The sequence below is a fragment of the Neptuniibacter marinus genome (assembly GCF_001597725.1).
Taxonomy (GTDB): Bacteria; Pseudomonadota; Gammaproteobacteria; order Pseudomonadales; family Balneatricaceae; genus Neptuniibacter; species Neptuniibacter marinus.
The window spans coordinates 1-238 of record NZ_LUTR01000108.1; the positions used below are offsets into that span (position 1 = coordinate 1).

1 pseudogene is annotated in these 238 nt (G+C 50.0%); it reads left to right on the forward strand.

What is annotated here, in order from left to right:
- Positions 1-238: pseudogene (locus A3774_RS16245) on the forward strand (F0F1 ATP synthase subunit beta); the annotation flags it as partial.

Sequence of the window (238 nt, forward strand, 5' to 3'; positions counted from 1 at the left end):
GTTTCCGTGACGAAGGTCGTGACGTTCTACTGTTCGTTGATAACATCTACCGTTACACGCTTGCTGGTACTGAAGTATCAGCTCTGCTAGGTCGTATGCCTTCAGCAGTAGGTTACCAGCCAACTCTTGCAGAAGAGATGGGTGTACTACAGGAGCGTATCACGTCAACTAAGACTGGTTCTATCACGTCCGTACAGGCGGTATATGTACCTGCGGATGACTTGACTGACCCGTCTCC